Source organism: Gemmobacter sp. LW-1, from assembly GCF_001303875.1.
GTDB lineage: Bacteria > Pseudomonadota > Alphaproteobacteria > Rhodobacterales > Rhodobacteraceae > Gemmobacter > Gemmobacter caeni.
This window is the reverse complement of record NZ_LJSC01000043.1, coordinates 1-13837: the sequence shown is the minus strand read 5'-3', so window position 1 is coordinate 13837 and position 13837 is coordinate 1. Positions and strand designations below refer to the sequence as shown.

Sequence of the window (13837 nt, the reverse complement as noted above, 5' to 3'; positions counted from 1 at the left end):
TTACCTTTCCCCGGTCCTTTGCACGCGTCCCTGTTCGTGGGTCCCGAAATAGATGCCGTAATTGCCGATCCGCGCCTCGTCGGCCAACCGCTCCAGCATGACGCGCATCGCCGGGTCCGTCACGTCGGCCACGCCTTCGGCTGTCAGGTCAACGAAAGCGCCGCGTGCGGGGCGGCCTGTCTCGGCGGCGCAGCGGAAGGCGATATGCTGCCGTCCCTGCGCGACATCTTCGTAAACGGCGTAGATCGAGCCCGGCGCTGCGGTCAGCCCGGTCGCGGCGATCAACTGCGCAAGCGCGGTCTGGACACCTTCGCGGCCCACCCGCGCGGTGGGCAGAGTCAGCCCGCCCTGCCCGTCATCCATCAACAGGATCTGGCCACCCGCCTCCAGAATAGCCGAGATCACGACATCGGGCCCGGTCGGCAGTTGCGCCGCCGTCTGGGCCGGGGTGACATAGGCGCCGCGGTAATAGCCCAGCCCCGGCGCAGGCGTGGCCTCGAACCCGCCGATGCGGCCAATAAGAATGGTGTGATCCCCCGCCGCAACGGCCTGTTCCAGCGTGCAGTCGAACCATGCCGAAACCCCCGCGATCAGCGGTGAGCCGACCGGCCCCTTGCGCCAGTAGACGGTGGCAAAGCGATCCTCCACCGGCCGCGCGAAAGTGGCGGAAACATCCTTCTGCCCCTCGGCCAGAATGTTCACGGCAAAGCCCGGCGCGCTTTCAAAAGCGGCGCGGTTGATCGAACTGTTGGCAATGGACACCAGCAGCAGCGGCGGATCGAGTGAGACGGAGGAGAAGGAATTGGCGGTAAAGCCCAGGGGCTTGCCATTCGGCCCGAGGGCGGTGACCACGGTCACCCCGGTCATGAAACAGCCAAAGGCATCGCGCAGCGCGCGGGGGTCCAGCGGAGTTCCGGTCATGCCTGCGCCTCCATCGTTGCTAGCCAGCGTTTCATCTCGGCCGTCACCGCCTCGGGCGCGGTGAGGTTGACCATATGGCGGTGCCCGGCAATCACGACCGCCCGGCCCTGCGGCGCCATGGCGGCCATCGCCTCGGTCATCGCCGGGGTCGAGTTGGCATCTCCGTCACCCGTCAGCACCAGCAGCGGGCAGCGGATGGCCGACAGGCGGTCGGCATAGACATCATCACCTTCCGCGAAGGCGCGATAGGCGGCGGCATAGCCCGCCGCATCGACCCTGCGCAGCCAGCCCGCAACCTGATCGCGCGCCGCCTCGTCCCCCGGCCCGAACCAGCGCGCCAAAGGCACCTCGATCCCGTTGGCCCCGGCCGCGATTTCCGTCGCCCGCGCCTCGACCGCCGCGCGCGCCTCGGGACTGCGACGATGCACGCCGTTCAGAAGTGCAACCCCGCGCACGAGATCCGGGCGTTCAACCGCGAGGCCCCCGGCGATCAGCGCGCCCATCGAATGCCCCGCCAGCGCGACCGGCCCAAGGGCCAGCGACTCCACCACCTGCGCCGCCCAGGCGACATAGTCGGGCAGGCGCGCGCCTTCGGGCAGCGGGTCGCTGCCGCCATGGCCCGGCATGTCCACCGCGATCACATGCGCGGTGTCGGCCAGCGCCCCGATCTGCGGCCCCCAGGCCTCGGCCCGAAGGCCGACGCCGTGGATCAGCAGCAGGGCTGCGCCGGTTCCGGCCTCCAGCAACCGGACCGCGCTGCCGTCAGACAGCCGCAGGGTTCGAGACATCATGCCCCAGATCCTTCAGATCCTGATAGCGGTCGCCGATACGGTGATGCGGGCGCCCGCCGGTCGAGGCCCCCAGCGCCACCACGATCTCATCCGCCGCAGGCGCGTCGGGAATGGCAAAATGAATGGTCTGGTAGTGCGAGCGGCGACCCTCGTCATTCTTGTCCATCAGCGGGATCATCACCGGGCAGTTGGCCGCCCCCCGCACATTGGTGAAAGCCAGATAGGTCCTGGCGGCGAGCGCCTGACGGTAATGATTGCCGAAGCGCAGCGTGTGGATCAGCGCATTGGCATGTTCCAGCTCGCCGTCGAGCCCCACGACTGCCGCCTTGCCATAACCCTCGACATTATCGGCGCCGCCCGCTGCGTCCAAAATCATCCCGGTCAGCAGCGCGCCCAGTTCCGGCGCGACGGCGTGGATTTCCGGCTTCAGATCCTCGACGAAACCACGCCCGGCCCAGGGGTTCTTCAGCACAGCCGCCGCCGCAATCAGTTTCAGCGGACGCGGTGCGGCGCGGCCGCCTTCGACCAGCGTGGTTTCGATGGTGATGAGCGTCTTGCGAATCTGCGCCGACATGCCCTGAGTCCCTCCGGTTCGTTGTGATGGTATGTTGGTATACCATAATACGACATGTCAAGAACAACTTGCGCGAAGACCGGGGCGCGTCTAATCTGCGGCCATGGATCAGACACCCGAACACGACCTGCGCATCGCCCATTCACCTACCACCCTGCGGGAGCTGGCGGTTGAACGGCTCCGCCATGCCATCATCACCGGACGATTCACCGGCGGTGACCGTCTGGTGGAACGCACGCTCTGTGATCAACTGGGCGTGTCGCGGTCGGTGGTGCGCGAGGCGATCCGCTATCTGGAGGCCGAGGGGCTGGTGGAAACGCTGGGCCGCAGTGGCCCGGTGGTGGCGACACTGGACTGGCCGCGCGCGCGGCAGATCTATGACATCCGCCGCCTGCTGGAGGCCGATGCCGCCGCTGCCTGCGCGCGCGTTGCGGATGCGGTGGTAAAAGACCGGCTGCGCGTCGCGCTGGCAGAGCTTGAGGCCGCCTTCACCGATGCGGCCCCGCAGAAACTTTATGCTGCTACAACAGCGTTTTACGAAGTGATTTTCACCTCCGCGGGGCATGACATCGCATGGGAGATCGTGCAGCGCCTGAACAGCCGTATCTCGCGGCTGCGGGCGCTGACACTGGCCACAACCGACCGTCGGATTTCCGGCCCCGCACATATGGCGCGAATCTGTGCCGCCATCTGCGCCAATGACCCCAAAGCTGCTGCCGACGCGGTCCGCGCCCATCTGCGGGATGCGGCTGAAATCGCCCGGCAATTGCTGGAGGATCAGGGATGAGCGCCTATTGGATTGCCCATGTGACGGTCACGGACCCGGATGCCTATGCCGGATATCAGGCATTGGCCCCGGCAGCCTTCGCCGCCCACGGCGCACGGTTTCTGGCGCGGGGTGGTCCCTCCGAGGTGCTCGAAGGTCCGGTGCTGGATCGGCACGTAGTGATCGAATTTCCGACTCTGGCGGATGCGCGCGCCTGCTACGACTCGGCCGAATACCGGGCCGCCCGCGCCCGGCGTGAAGGGGCGGCAACGGTGCATGTGGTCATTGTTGAAGGCCTGCCCGGCTGAACGGTCTGAACGACAATGAAAAGCCGGGCGCGATGCACGCGCCCGGCCTGATGTTTCCGTTGCCCTGTCAGGCGCTCAGATCGAAACGGTCGGCGTTCATCACCTTGGTCCAGGCGGCCACGAAGTCCTTCACGAACTTCCCGGCGTTGTCGTCCTGAGCATAGACCTCGGCATAGGAGCGCAGGATCGAATTAGAACCGAACACCAGATCCGCCCGCGTCGCCGTCCATTTCACCGCGCCGGTTTTGCGGTCGCGGATTTCATAGACACCCGAACCGACGGGATGCCAGCTATAGGCCATGTCGGTAAGGTTGACAAAGAAGTCCGGGGTCAACGCGCCAACGCGATCAGTGAACACACCATGCGCCGTGCCGCCGTGGTTGGTGCCCATGGCCCGCATCCCCCCGACCAGCACGGTCATTTCCGGTGCGGTCAGGCCCAGAAGCTGCGCCCGGTCCAGCAGCATCTCCTCGGGGCTGACAATGTAATCCTTCTTCTGCCAGTTGCGGAAGCCATCGGCCAACGGCTCCATCACATCGAAGGACTCGGCATCGGTCATCGCATCGGTCGCGTCGCCACGGCCCGGTGCGAAGGGCACCTCGACGGCATGGCCCGCAGCCCGGGCCGCCTGTTCCACCCCGACATTGCCCGCCAGCACGATCACATCCGCGACCGAAGCGCCCGCTGCGGCGGCAATCGGCTCCAGGACAGACAGTACACGCGCCAGACGCGCCGGCTCGTTCCCGGCCCAGTCCTTCTGCGGAGCCAGACGGATGCGGGCGCCATTAGCCCCGCCCCGCATGTCAGAGCCGCGATAGGTGCGGGCGCTGTCCCATGCGGTCGCGACCATATCGGCCAGCGACAGGCCGGAGGCGGCAATCTTCGCCTTCACCGCCGCCACATCCCAGCCGGTCGACCCCGCCGGAACCGGATCTTGCCAGATCAGGTCTTCGGCCGGGACGTCAGGCCCGATGTAGCGCACCTTCGGCCCCATGTCGCGGTGGGTCAGTTTGAACCATGCACGGGCGAAGGTCTCTTTGAAATACTCCGGGTCCGCCATGAACTTCTGGCAGATCGCGTTGTAGTCCGGGTCCATGCGCATGGCCATGTCGGCGTCGGTCATCATCGGATTATGGCGCTTCGACGGGTCTGTGGCGTCCAGCGGCTTGTCTTCCTCGCGGATGCTGACCGGCTCCCACTGCCAGGCACCGGCGGGAGATTTGCGCAGCTCCCACTCATGGCCGAACAGCATCTCGAAAAAGCCCATGTCGAACTTCGTCGGGTGCGTGGTCCAGGCGCCTTCGATGCCCGAGGTCATGGCACGGTTGGCCTGGCCGTTCTGGTCGGGGTTAGCCCAGCCGAAGCCCTGCGCCTCGATCCCGGCCGCTTCCGGCTCCGGGCCGAGCCGCGCGGCATTGCCCATGCCATGCGCCTTGCCGACGGTGTGACCACCCGCGGTCAGCGCCACGGTCTCTTCGTCATTCATCGCCATGCGGGCGAAGGTCTCGCGCACCTGAGCGGCGGTCTTCAGCGGATCGGGTTTGCCGTTCACGCCTTCCGGGTTGACGTAGATGAGGCCCATCTGCACGGCGGCCAGCGGGTTTTCCATGGTGTCCGGCTTTTCGACATCGCCATAGCGATTGTCCGAAGGCGCCAGCCATTCCTTTTCCGCACCCCAGTAAACGTCTTTCTCGGGGTGCCAGATGTCGGCGCGGCCAAAACCGAAACCGAAGGATTTCAGGCCCATGTTTTCATAGGCCACCGTCCCGGCGAGGATCATCAGATCGGCCCAGGAAATCTTGTTGCCGTATTTCTTCTTCAGCGGCCACAGCAGGCGGCGGGCCTTGTCGAGGCTGGCGTTGTCCGGCCACGAGTTCAACGGCGCGAAACGCTGGTTGCCGGTGCCGCCACCGCCACGGCCATCGGCAAGGCGATACGATCCGGCCGAGTGCCAGGCCATGCGGATGAACAGGCCGCCGTAGTGACCCCAGTCCGCCGGCCACCAGTCCTGGCTGTCGGTCAGCAGCGCATGCATATCCTTTTTCAGCGCATCGAAATCCAGCGTCTTGACGGCTTCGCGATAGCTGAACTCTGCCCCCATCGGGTCGGACTTGCTGTCATGCTGATGCAGAATGTCGAGGTTCAGTGCATTGGGCCACCAGCTGACGACCGATGCGCCGGTCTCGGTGTTCCCGCCATGCATCACCGGGCATTTCCCGGCGGGGTTCATGTCGTTTCCGTCCATCTTGCTCTCCCACTTCTGGCTTCCTGCCTGCTGCATCAGGGTCGGTCCGAATCCTGTTCCCCAAGGCTGGCCGGCGCTTGATGGCAAGGTTGTGGCACGGTTCTTCCATAATTAGAATTTGCATTTTCTAATGATGGCGATATGCAAGGCTTATGATCGGTCTGTCGATGCGCCATCTGCGATATTTCGATGCGCTGGCCCAATATGGCCATTTCGGTCGCGCGGCCGAGGCCTGCGCGATCTCGCAGCCTGCACTGTCGCTTCAGATCAAGGAACTGGAGGAAATCCTTGGCACGCCTCTGGTCGAACGCGGGGCGCGACGCATCCGGCTGACGGCCCTGGGCGAGGCCTTTGCGCTGCGGGTGCGGGATATCCTGCGGGCCGTGGATGAACTGGGTGCACTGGCCCGTGCCTCGCAGGGTCCGCTGGTGGGGCAGTTGCGGATCGGCGTTATTCCCACCGTCGCGCCCTATCTCCTGCCCCGCGTGATCAAGGAACTGGCCGCTGCCTTCCCCGGCATTGACCTGCGCCCGCGCGAGGCGGTGACTCAGCGCCTGATCGAGGATCTGGCCGAAGGACGGATGGATACCGCCATCGTCGCCCTGCCGATTTCCGAACCCTTCCTGCATGAAGAGGCCCTCTTTGACGAGGAATTCGTGCTGGTGCGGCCACAGGAGGATGCCGCAAAGCCGGTTCCGAAACCCGAAAAGCTGCGCGAGATGCGGCTTCTGCTGCTGGAAGAGGGCCATTGCTTCCGCGATCAGGCGCTGTCCTTCTGCGAAATGACATCGGCCACCCCTCGCGATCTGATGGAGGGCAGCTCGCTTTCAACACTGGTGCAGATGGTCGGCGCCGGGATCGGCGTCACGCTGATCCCGGAAATGGCAGCGCCGATCGAAACCCGGTCGGCAGCGGTATCGCTGGCCCGTCTGGCAGAGCCGCGCCCGCGCCGGACCATTGGCATGGTCTGGCGCAAGACCAACCCGCTGGCCCCGCAGCTGACTCGCATCGCCACGATCCTGCGCACCGTCGAATCCGGGGAGAACCCTGCAAATAGAGGCGCCAAAACGTCCGGAAAAGGAATTTAGCGACCTGATACGTCGCTTTTGTGCCCCCGCTGGTGGACTCCCGCAGGCACTTTCCTTAGGGTGACGTCTCGAAACCGTGAGGGAAGAGTATGCTGGATAAAACCTTGGTTCCTGTGGATCTGCGCCGCCCGGCCCGCACCGGCAAGACGCGATCCATCGCAACCGGGTCCGCCTCCAGCCTTGCCGTCACGCAGTTTCCGGGGCTCCTGCCGGGTCAGCCCGGTGTCGCCCCAACGGCATTGAGGCGCCGTATCTGACGTCCCGTTCAGGGTTTCGGCCCTTCTGCCACGCGGATGGGTGCATTCGCATTCCGCCACATGATGTATCAGAACAGGAGACAGGCCATGGCCGAGTCCGGCGACACGCAGGGCATACCCGCGCCCGAAGGCGCGACACAGATCATTGATACCGAATATGAAATCGGACAACACAATATCGAGGGCAACCTCGGCCCCCTGGGGTTTGACATCCACAACCCGGTCTTTCTGGTTTCGGCCCTGTCGGTCGTGGCCTTTGTGTTTTACGCCCTTGCACTGCCCGAACAGGCGGGCGCGGCTTTCGGCTGGCTCCGCCCCTGGCTGACCTCCACCTTTGACTGGTTCTTCATGATCGCCGCGAACATCTTCGTGGTGTTCTGCCTTGTGCTGATCGTCAGCCCTTGGGGCAATGTCCGGCTGGGCGGGCGCGATGCGACGCCGGATTACAGCTACACCGGCTGGTTCGCCATGCTGTTCGCAGCCGGGATGGGCATCGGGCTGATGTTCTTCGGCGTGCTGGAGCCGGTCTATCACATGGCGATTTCCGCCCCGCTGGGCACGCCCTCGCCCTTTGACGAGGCAGGCAACCTGATTCCGGAAAATGTGGACCGGGCGAAGGCGATGGGCCTTGCCGCGACGATCTATCACTGGGGTCTGCACCCCTGGGCGATCTATGCCGTGGTCGCGCTGGCGCTGGCGCTGTTTTCCTTCAACAAGGGTCTGCCACTGACCATCCGTTCCGCCTTTTACCCGATCTTCGGCGAAAGGATCTGGGGCTGGACCGGGCATATCATCGACATTCTGGCCGTCTTCGCCACGCTGTTCGGCCTTGCCACCAGCCTCGGCTTCGGCGCGCAACAGGCGAATGCCGGTCTGAACCATGTCTTCGGCATTCCGGTCGACACCACGGTGCAGGTCATCCTGATCACGCTGATCACCGGCGTCGCCCTGTTTTCGGTGCTGCGCGGGCTGGATGGCGGGGTGAAGCTGCTGTCAGAGATCAACATGGGCATCGCAGCACTGCTGCTGCTGTTCGTGCTGCTCGCCGGGCCGACACTGGCCATTCTGGGCGATTTCGGGCAGGGGCTTCTGGCCTATGCGCAGGATCTCGTGCCGCTGTCGAACCCCTTCGGCCGTTCGGATGACGATTACCGCGAGGGCTGGACGGCGTTCTACTGGGCGTGGTGGATCAGCTGGTCGCCGTTTGTCGGCATGTTCATCGCGCGGGTTTCGCGCGGCCGGACGGTGCGCGAGTTCATCACCTGTGTCCTCATCATTCCCTCGCTGGTCTGCGTGCTGTGGATGGCCGTCTTCGGCGGCGTGGCGATTGATCAGGTTCTGACGGACCCCGCCACTTCGGCGGTGAAGGCTCAGGTCATCGACAATTACGACCCGCCGCTGTCCCTGTTCGCAATGCTGGAGGGATTGCCGCTCAGTTCCATCACCTCGGTCATCGCCATTGTGCTGGTCATCGTGTTCTTCGTCACCTCGTCGGATTCCGGCTCGCTGGTGATCGACACGATCACGGCGGGCGGCAAGGTCGATGCGCCCATGCCGCAGCGCGTGTTCTGGGCAACGTTCGAGGGCGCGGTGGCCATCGTGCTGCTGGTCGGTGGTGGCCTCGGCGCCTTGCAGGCCATGGTGATCTCGACCGGGCTGCCCTTTGCGCTGGTCCTGCTGCTGATGTGCTGGGCCGTGCTGAAGGGGCTGATGTCCGAGCCACGCTGAACCCATGCCGGGCCGCGGCCTCAGCCGCGGTCCAGCACCTCCACCGACAGGATGGTCGGCAGGTGGCGGGCGATTTCCTCCCAGCTTTCTCCTTCGTCGATGCTGGCGAAGACAGAGCCGGAATTGGTGCCGAAATAGACCCCGGCGGGGTCGCGCGCATCGCCCGCCATTGCCTGTCGCAGCACCGTGAAGAAACAACCCTGTTGCGGCAGGCCCGCGCGCTGCGCCCGCCAGCTTGCCCCGGCATCATCCGACTGCCACACCGCCGCCGCCGCGCCGGGCGGGAATCGGCCATCACGATCCCCGTTCAGTGGCAGCGTCCACAGCCGGTTCGGATCGCGCGGATGCACCCGGATCGGAAAGCCAAAGGTTGAAGGCAGACCGGCGGTGATATCATCCCAGCTTCGCCCGCCGTCAGGGGATCGCCAGACTCCATGGTGGTTCTGCTGATACAGCACATCCCCCGTCCCCGGTGCGCGCATCATGTTGTGAACGCAATGGCCGATCTCGCCACCCTGCGGCCCTGCGGGATGGTCATGCCCGGCACAGCCACCCAGATTGGACAGGCGGTTCCGGCGCTCCCATGTCGTGCCGCCATCTTCCGAGGCAAAGACCCCGGCGGCGGAAATCCCGATCCAGAGCTTTTCGGGGGCTTCCGGGTCCGACAGGATGGTATGCAGCACCAGCCCCGCCGCACCGGGACTCCAGCTTCCGGCAGAGGGGTGATTGTCCAGCCCCTCGACCAGCGCGAAGCTTTGGCCGCCATCGGTGCTGGCCAGAAGATGTGCCGGTTTGGTCCCCGCGTAAAGCGTGCCCCCGACCAGCCCCAGCGACCAGATCTGCGACATGGTTTCGCCGAAAGGCAGCGGCTCGGGGCTCCATCCGATCATCGCGGCGAAATCGGCGTCGCTTTCGGCCCAGCGGTCAAGCTGGCCCCGGCTGAGCCGTGTGACCGTCCAGCTTTCCCCGCCATCATCAGAGCGCCAGACCCCGGCGCCATGCCAGTCCCCGCCCCCGCCTGCCCAGATCGTGCCGGTTTCGGGGTCGCCGATGATATGGTTGATCGGCCATCCGTCGCAGAACGGGCCGGAAACCTTCCAGCCGCCCCGCCCCTCCAGTGCTGTCAGCAGAAAGGCCCCCTTGGTGGTGCCGATCAGAATGCGGAACAATCCTTTGTCCATCTCGCGCCTCCCTGTCCCGGCGGGATGGTAGCACGCGTCCCCGCAGGGCCGAAGCGGCTTCTGTCAGCGAGTGAAACGCAGGCGCAGGTTGAAGCTGTGGCTGTCCTCAGCCAGGCCCTTTGGGGCGGCAGGCATCCGGCCCGCCGCACGCGCGGCCCGCAGCGCCGCCTCGTCCAGCGCGGGCTTGCCCGAGGAGGCGACGAGGCGGATGCCCAACACCTGCCCCGAGCGGGCGACCGTCACCTGAATCGTGACCCTGCCGACGCCCGGATACTGGCGCAGGCGGCGCTCGATCCGCGCCTGGATCGCCGCCCCCCATTGCTTCGCCAGATTGGCGGTCTGCGCCTGCGAGGGTTTGCCTGCTGCCGCCGTATCGCCACCGCCGCTGCCTGCCGCACGGCTGGCCTTCTGACCGGGCGCGGCCTTGGGAGCGCCTGCTGCCTTCGGTGACCCGGCAGGTTTGGCCTCTGTCGTCCTGGCGGGCTTGGGCGGTTCCGCCGCCTGTTTCTGCTCCGGTCGTTTCGGCGCAGGCTTCCGGGCCGCCTCGGGCAGCACCTCGGGCGGCGGCGGGGCGGCGGGGCTGGCATCAAGGTTCGGGGCAGCCTCCGCCACCTCTGGCATCGCCAGCGCGGATGGTGCCAGCGGCAGAGGTGGTGCCGCCTCTGGCGCGGGCAGATCCGGCGCTTCGGAAAGCGGCGGGGCCTCGGGCGCATCCGGGAGGGACGGTTCCGCAACGGGCACGGGCGGGCGATCCCATTCCGCCACCAGCCCGGCAATCGCGGGATCAGCGGCTTGCAGCGTCAGCAGATCCAGCCCGCCTGCCCCGGACGACGCCGCCCCCGCAGCCTCGGGCCGCAGCGCAAAAGCCGCCAGATGAAGGCCCACCGCCAGACACAGCGCCAGCACGGCTTGCAGGCGCCCGCTCACTCTGCGCCTCCGGGCCGCGCCACCAGCTCGATTGCCGCAAAGCCCAGCGAAGACAGCCGGGGCAGCAAGGCAGCAAGATCGGCGGCAGGCAATGCCGCATCGGCGCGCAGGGTCAGCCGGGTCGGAACCGCGGCACAATCCACCACGGCGCAATGTTCCACCCGGGCAGAAGCGAGGGCCTCAAGCGCCTGGTCGCCTTCGGCATCGCGATAACCGATCTTGCCGTCTGCTGACAGGAACAGCGTGAACTCCCCCAGCGCCTCTGCCCTGGATCGGGCCTCAGGTGGTTCGACCGCGAAAGGTTCGGGCGCGGTCAGCCGGGCAGCAATCAGGAAGAAGATCAGCAGCAGGAAGACCACGTTGATCATCGGCAGCAGGTTTTCATCGCCACGACGGCGGGGCGGGTCCGAGAAATCCATCTCAGGGCACCAGAACCAGACGGCTGAAGCCCGCCGCCGACAGCCTGTCCATCACCGCGACCAGCGCCTGAAGATCAGCACCGTCGCGGGCACGCAGCACGATCACATCCGATCCGCTTTCGGTCAGCCGTTCCAGCCCGGCCACCAGCGCATCGGGCGTCACGGTGACACCGTTCAGCCGCAGGCCAGCCGGTGCAAGCTCCACCAGGCGCGGGGGGCCGCTGTAACTGCCCCCCGTTCCTGCGGTGGCGACGGGCAGGGCCCGGTCGGTGCCAAAGCGCGAGGCGAGCATGAAGAACACCAGCAGCAGGAACACCACGTCGATCATCGGCGTCAGATTGGGCCTCCGGCGCGGCCGGTCAGGGCCGAAGCGGATCATTCCGCCGCCTGTCGCAATTTCGGCGCGGCGGGCGGGGCGCCATGCAGGATCTGCGTCGCCGCATCCTCCATGTCGTGCCGCAGCGCATCGACCACACTGTCGAACCAGGTCAGCGCCACCTGCGCCGGAATGGCCACCGCCATGCCGGCGGCGGTGGTCAGCAGCGCCTCCCAGATGCCGCCTGCCAGCGTGGCCGGATCAGCGCGGCTGCCCGCCTCCTGCAATGCCTGAAACGCCGCGATCATGCCGGTCACGGTGCCCAGCAGCCCCAGAAGCGGCCCGATGGTCGAGGCAAGCTCCAGCCCCCGCAAACCCGCCCGCGCCTGCGCCAGCAGCTTGCGCGCCACCCGCGCGGTTTCCGCCTCGGCTGCCTCACGATCAAGGGCGGGGTTCTGCGCCGCCCGCATTGCGGCCAGTGCGAGCTGCGCGCGCAGCGAGCTGCGCCCGGCCAGCAGCTGCATCGCCGAATCCCGCTGCCCTGTGTGCCAAAGCACCAGCGCCTCGGCCGTGCGCCGCCCGCCGGACCAGGCCCCGAAGGACAGAAGCCGCATCACCTTCCACAGGATCAGCGCCAGCGCCAGAACCGACAGCACGGCGATGGCCCACATGGCAGGGCCGCCCATGGCGATGAAGGACATCAGCGCAGGGGCCGTGGCGGTGATGGGTTCCTGACCGGACATCGGCGTTTCCTCAAACGTGCGGCACGGCGTCAGCCTGAGCCATGGTTAGCAAAAATCCCCGCCCGGAGAAAGCCTCGCCCCCGGGCGGCGCCGTGTTCACGGCGGATAGCCGTCGGCCACCCTGCCGTTTTCCAGCATCCAGTCCTCAGCCCCCACGGCAACGGCCTGCCGCACCGCGCGGCCAAGTGCCTCGCCCAGGGCGGTATGCAGCCCGGCAAAACGCATCTCTCCCGGCCGGGCGGCCAGCGCGATGCAATCCGTGCCGGTGCCGGTGGCTCGGGCACCATTCCCGAGGCGCAACCCGCTGTCCATCACCGCCGCCGTGCGCGCCTCGGCCACGATGGTCAGCGCCTCAAGCTGCGCGGTTTCGGTCAGCCCGGCCCCGACCACAACAGCGAGGTTGATGGTGCCCACCGGCGCGGGGGCCGTCGCGCGGCGGGCGCCCGCCGTTTCGGCATTGCCAAGCCCGACCGTGGCGATACAGGTGACGGCTATCCCCTCCACCTCTGCCTGCGCGGTGAAATGTCGCCCGATATCGCGCGAGGTCAGCATGCCGACATCCCCCGACGCGCCCTGCCCCGCCATTTCAGCCGCGAACCAGCGGTCCACGTCCAGATCCGGCGTCAAATCAGCATTACGCACCTCGCGCCACAGGATGCGGCGCGCAGTGGCAAAGCCCGGCCGCCACGGCGCGAAGCTGAGCACGCGCATCTCCTGCCCCAGATCGGCGATCAGCCAGGGACGGGCAAGGGTGAGCACAGTCATTCCGACACCGTAGCGAGCGGCTGGAAACTGGGGCCTTCGGGCGTATCGGCACGATGGGCGATGATGTCGAACACCCCGGCCAGAAGCTCAGGCGTCAGCACCGCCTCGGGCGCGCCATCGGCCACCAGCGCGCCCTGATGCAGCACCAGAAGCCGGGTGCAGTGTCGCGCCGCCAGCCCGAGATCGTGCAGCGAGACCACTACACCGCGCCCCTCGTCCGCCAGCGCGCGCAGCACCCGCATGCTGCGGATCTGCTGGGCAGGGTCGAGGCCCGCGACGGGCTCATCCGCCATGAGGAGCGGAGTATCCTGGGCCAGCGCGCGGGCCAACAGAACCCGCGCCTGCTCCCCGCCAGAAAGGGCCGTTGCCACGCGGTTGCGGAATGGCTCCAGCCCCATGCGGGCGATGGCAGCCGCGACCGAGGGGTGATCTCCGGCCCGGCCACGCGCCATCGCGCCGAGCGAGACCAGATGGGCCACGCTGACCGGCCAGGCGATTTCACGCGCCTGCGGCAGCCAGGCGACCTGCGCCGCGCGCTCCGCCGGGCGCAGCCGGGCGAGCGAGCTCTGGCCACTGGCCTGCACCAGCCCCAGCGCCGCGCGCATCAGCGTGGATTTCCCGGCGCCATTCGGCCCCAGCAACCCCACGCATTCGCCGGGCGCGATGGTCAGGGAAATCTCGCGCAGAACGGGCGTGCCATTACGGGACAGGCTCAGACGGTCGAGCGTCAACAGGCTCATGTCTGCCCCCGCATGCGCCAGATCAGATGCAGGAACACCGGCGCGCCCACCAGCGCCATCAGAACGCC

Annotated in this window: 15 protein-coding genes; 4 read left to right on the top strand and 11 right to left on the bottom strand. The window is 66.9% G+C overall.

Annotated features, from left to right (window positions below; all coding sequences use genetic code 11):
* Genes AO684_RS11325 through AO684_RS11315 form a run of 3 tightly spaced genes read right to left on the bottom strand, consistent with a single transcriptional unit; the run spans position 1 to position 2286 of the window.
* A complete protein-coding gene (locus tag AO684_RS11325) occupies positions 1 to 921 on the bottom strand; it encodes a flavin reductase family protein (protein ID WP_054302857.1) in 921 nt (306 codons plus the stop codon).
* Positions 918 to 1712, bottom strand: coding sequence for an alpha/beta fold hydrolase (locus tag AO684_RS11320; protein WP_054302856.1), 795 nt, complete (start codon positions 1710 to 1712; stop codon positions 918 to 920). Before AO684_RS11320 ends, AO684_RS11325 begins: the two co-directional genes overlap by 4 nt.
* Positions 1684 to 2286 (bottom strand): amino acid synthesis family protein, encoded by a 603-nt coding sequence (locus AO684_RS11315; protein WP_054302855.1) that lies wholly within the window; start codon positions 2284 to 2286, stop codon positions 1684 to 1686. The genes AO684_RS11320 and AO684_RS11315 overlap by 29 nt, the downstream gene beginning before the upstream one ends.
* Positions 2287 to 2389: 103 nt before the next feature.
* Between AO684_RS11315 and AO684_RS11310 the strand changes: the two genes are divergently transcribed.
* Together AO684_RS11310 and AO684_RS11305 are read left to right on the top strand one after the other, a co-directional pair.
* Positions 2390 to 3073, top strand: coding sequence for a GntR family transcriptional regulator (locus AO684_RS11310; RefSeq protein ID WP_054302854.1), 684 nt, complete (start codon positions 2390 to 2392; stop codon positions 3071 to 3073).
* A complete protein-coding gene (locus AO684_RS11305) occupies positions 3070 to 3360 on the top strand; it encodes a DUF1330 domain-containing protein (protein ID WP_054302853.1) in 291 nt (96 codons plus the stop codon). Before AO684_RS11310 ends, AO684_RS11305 begins: the two co-directional genes overlap by 4 nt.
* A gap of 67 nt (positions 3361 to 3427) precedes the next feature.
* Here the strand turns inward: AO684_RS11305 and katG are convergent, their stop codons facing one another.
* Positions 3428 to 5605, bottom strand: a complete 2178-nt coding sequence (gene katG, locus AO684_RS11300) for a catalase/peroxidase HPI (RefSeq protein ID WP_054303033.1) — start codon at positions 5603 to 5605, stop codon at positions 3428 to 3430.
* 152 nt (positions 5606 to 5757) lie between these two features.
* Here katG and AO684_RS11295 point away from each other — a divergent pair, with 152 nt between their 5' ends.
* Both AO684_RS11295 and AO684_RS11290 read left to right on the top strand, forming a co-directional pair.
* Positions 5758 to 6693, top strand: a complete 936-nt coding sequence (locus tag AO684_RS11295) for a hydrogen peroxide-inducible genes activator (RefSeq protein WP_054302852.1) — start codon at positions 5758 to 5760, stop codon at positions 6691 to 6693.
* A gap of 344 nt (positions 6694 to 7037) precedes the next feature.
* A complete protein-coding gene (locus tag AO684_RS11290) occupies positions 7038 to 8678 on the top strand; it encodes a BCCT family transporter (RefSeq protein ID WP_054302851.1) in 1641 nt (546 codons plus the stop codon).
* A 20-nt stretch (positions 8679 to 8698) separates the two neighbouring features.
* Here the strand turns inward: AO684_RS11290 and AO684_RS11285 are convergent, their stop codons facing one another.
* The 7 genes from AO684_RS11285 to AO684_RS11255 form a co-directional block, all read right to left on the bottom strand.
* On the bottom strand, positions 8699 to 9859 hold the full coding sequence (locus AO684_RS11285) for an exo-alpha-sialidase (protein WP_054302850.1): 1161 nt from the start codon (positions 9857 to 9859) through the stop codon (positions 8699 to 8701).
* Positions 9860 to 9922: 63 nt separating this feature from the next.
* On the bottom strand, positions 9923 to 10786 hold the full coding sequence (locus AO684_RS11280; RefSeq protein ID WP_054302849.1) for a TonB family protein: 864 nt from the start codon (positions 10784 to 10786) through the stop codon (positions 9923 to 9925).
* Complete coding sequence (locus AO684_RS11275; protein WP_054302848.1) at positions 10783 to 11205, bottom strand: biopolymer transporter ExbD; 423 nt, start codon at positions 11203 to 11205, stop codon at positions 10783 to 10785. Before AO684_RS11275 ends, AO684_RS11280 begins: the two co-directional genes overlap by 4 nt.
* 1 nt (position 11206) lies before the next feature.
* Positions 11207 to 11584: a biopolymer transporter ExbD gene (locus AO684_RS11270; RefSeq protein ID WP_054302847.1), complete on the bottom strand. Its 378-nt coding sequence runs from the start codon at positions 11582 to 11584 to the stop codon at positions 11207 to 11209.
* Entirely contained in the window at positions 11581 to 12264 is a 684-nt protein-coding gene (locus AO684_RS11265) for a MotA/TolQ/ExbB proton channel family protein (RefSeq protein WP_054302846.1), read from the bottom strand. Before AO684_RS11265 ends, AO684_RS11270 begins: the two co-directional genes overlap by 4 nt.
* A 96-nt stretch (positions 12265 to 12360) precedes the next feature.
* A complete protein-coding gene (locus AO684_RS11260) occupies positions 12361 to 13029 on the bottom strand; it encodes an adenosylcobinamide amidohydrolase (RefSeq protein WP_054302845.1) in 669 nt (222 codons plus the stop codon).
* On the bottom strand, positions 13026 to 13769 hold the full coding sequence (locus AO684_RS11255; RefSeq protein WP_054303032.1) for an ABC transporter ATP-binding protein: 744 nt from the start codon (positions 13767 to 13769) through the stop codon (positions 13026 to 13028). Before AO684_RS11255 ends, AO684_RS11260 begins: the two co-directional genes overlap by 4 nt.
* Between the last annotated feature and the right edge of the window lie 68 nt (positions 13770 to 13837).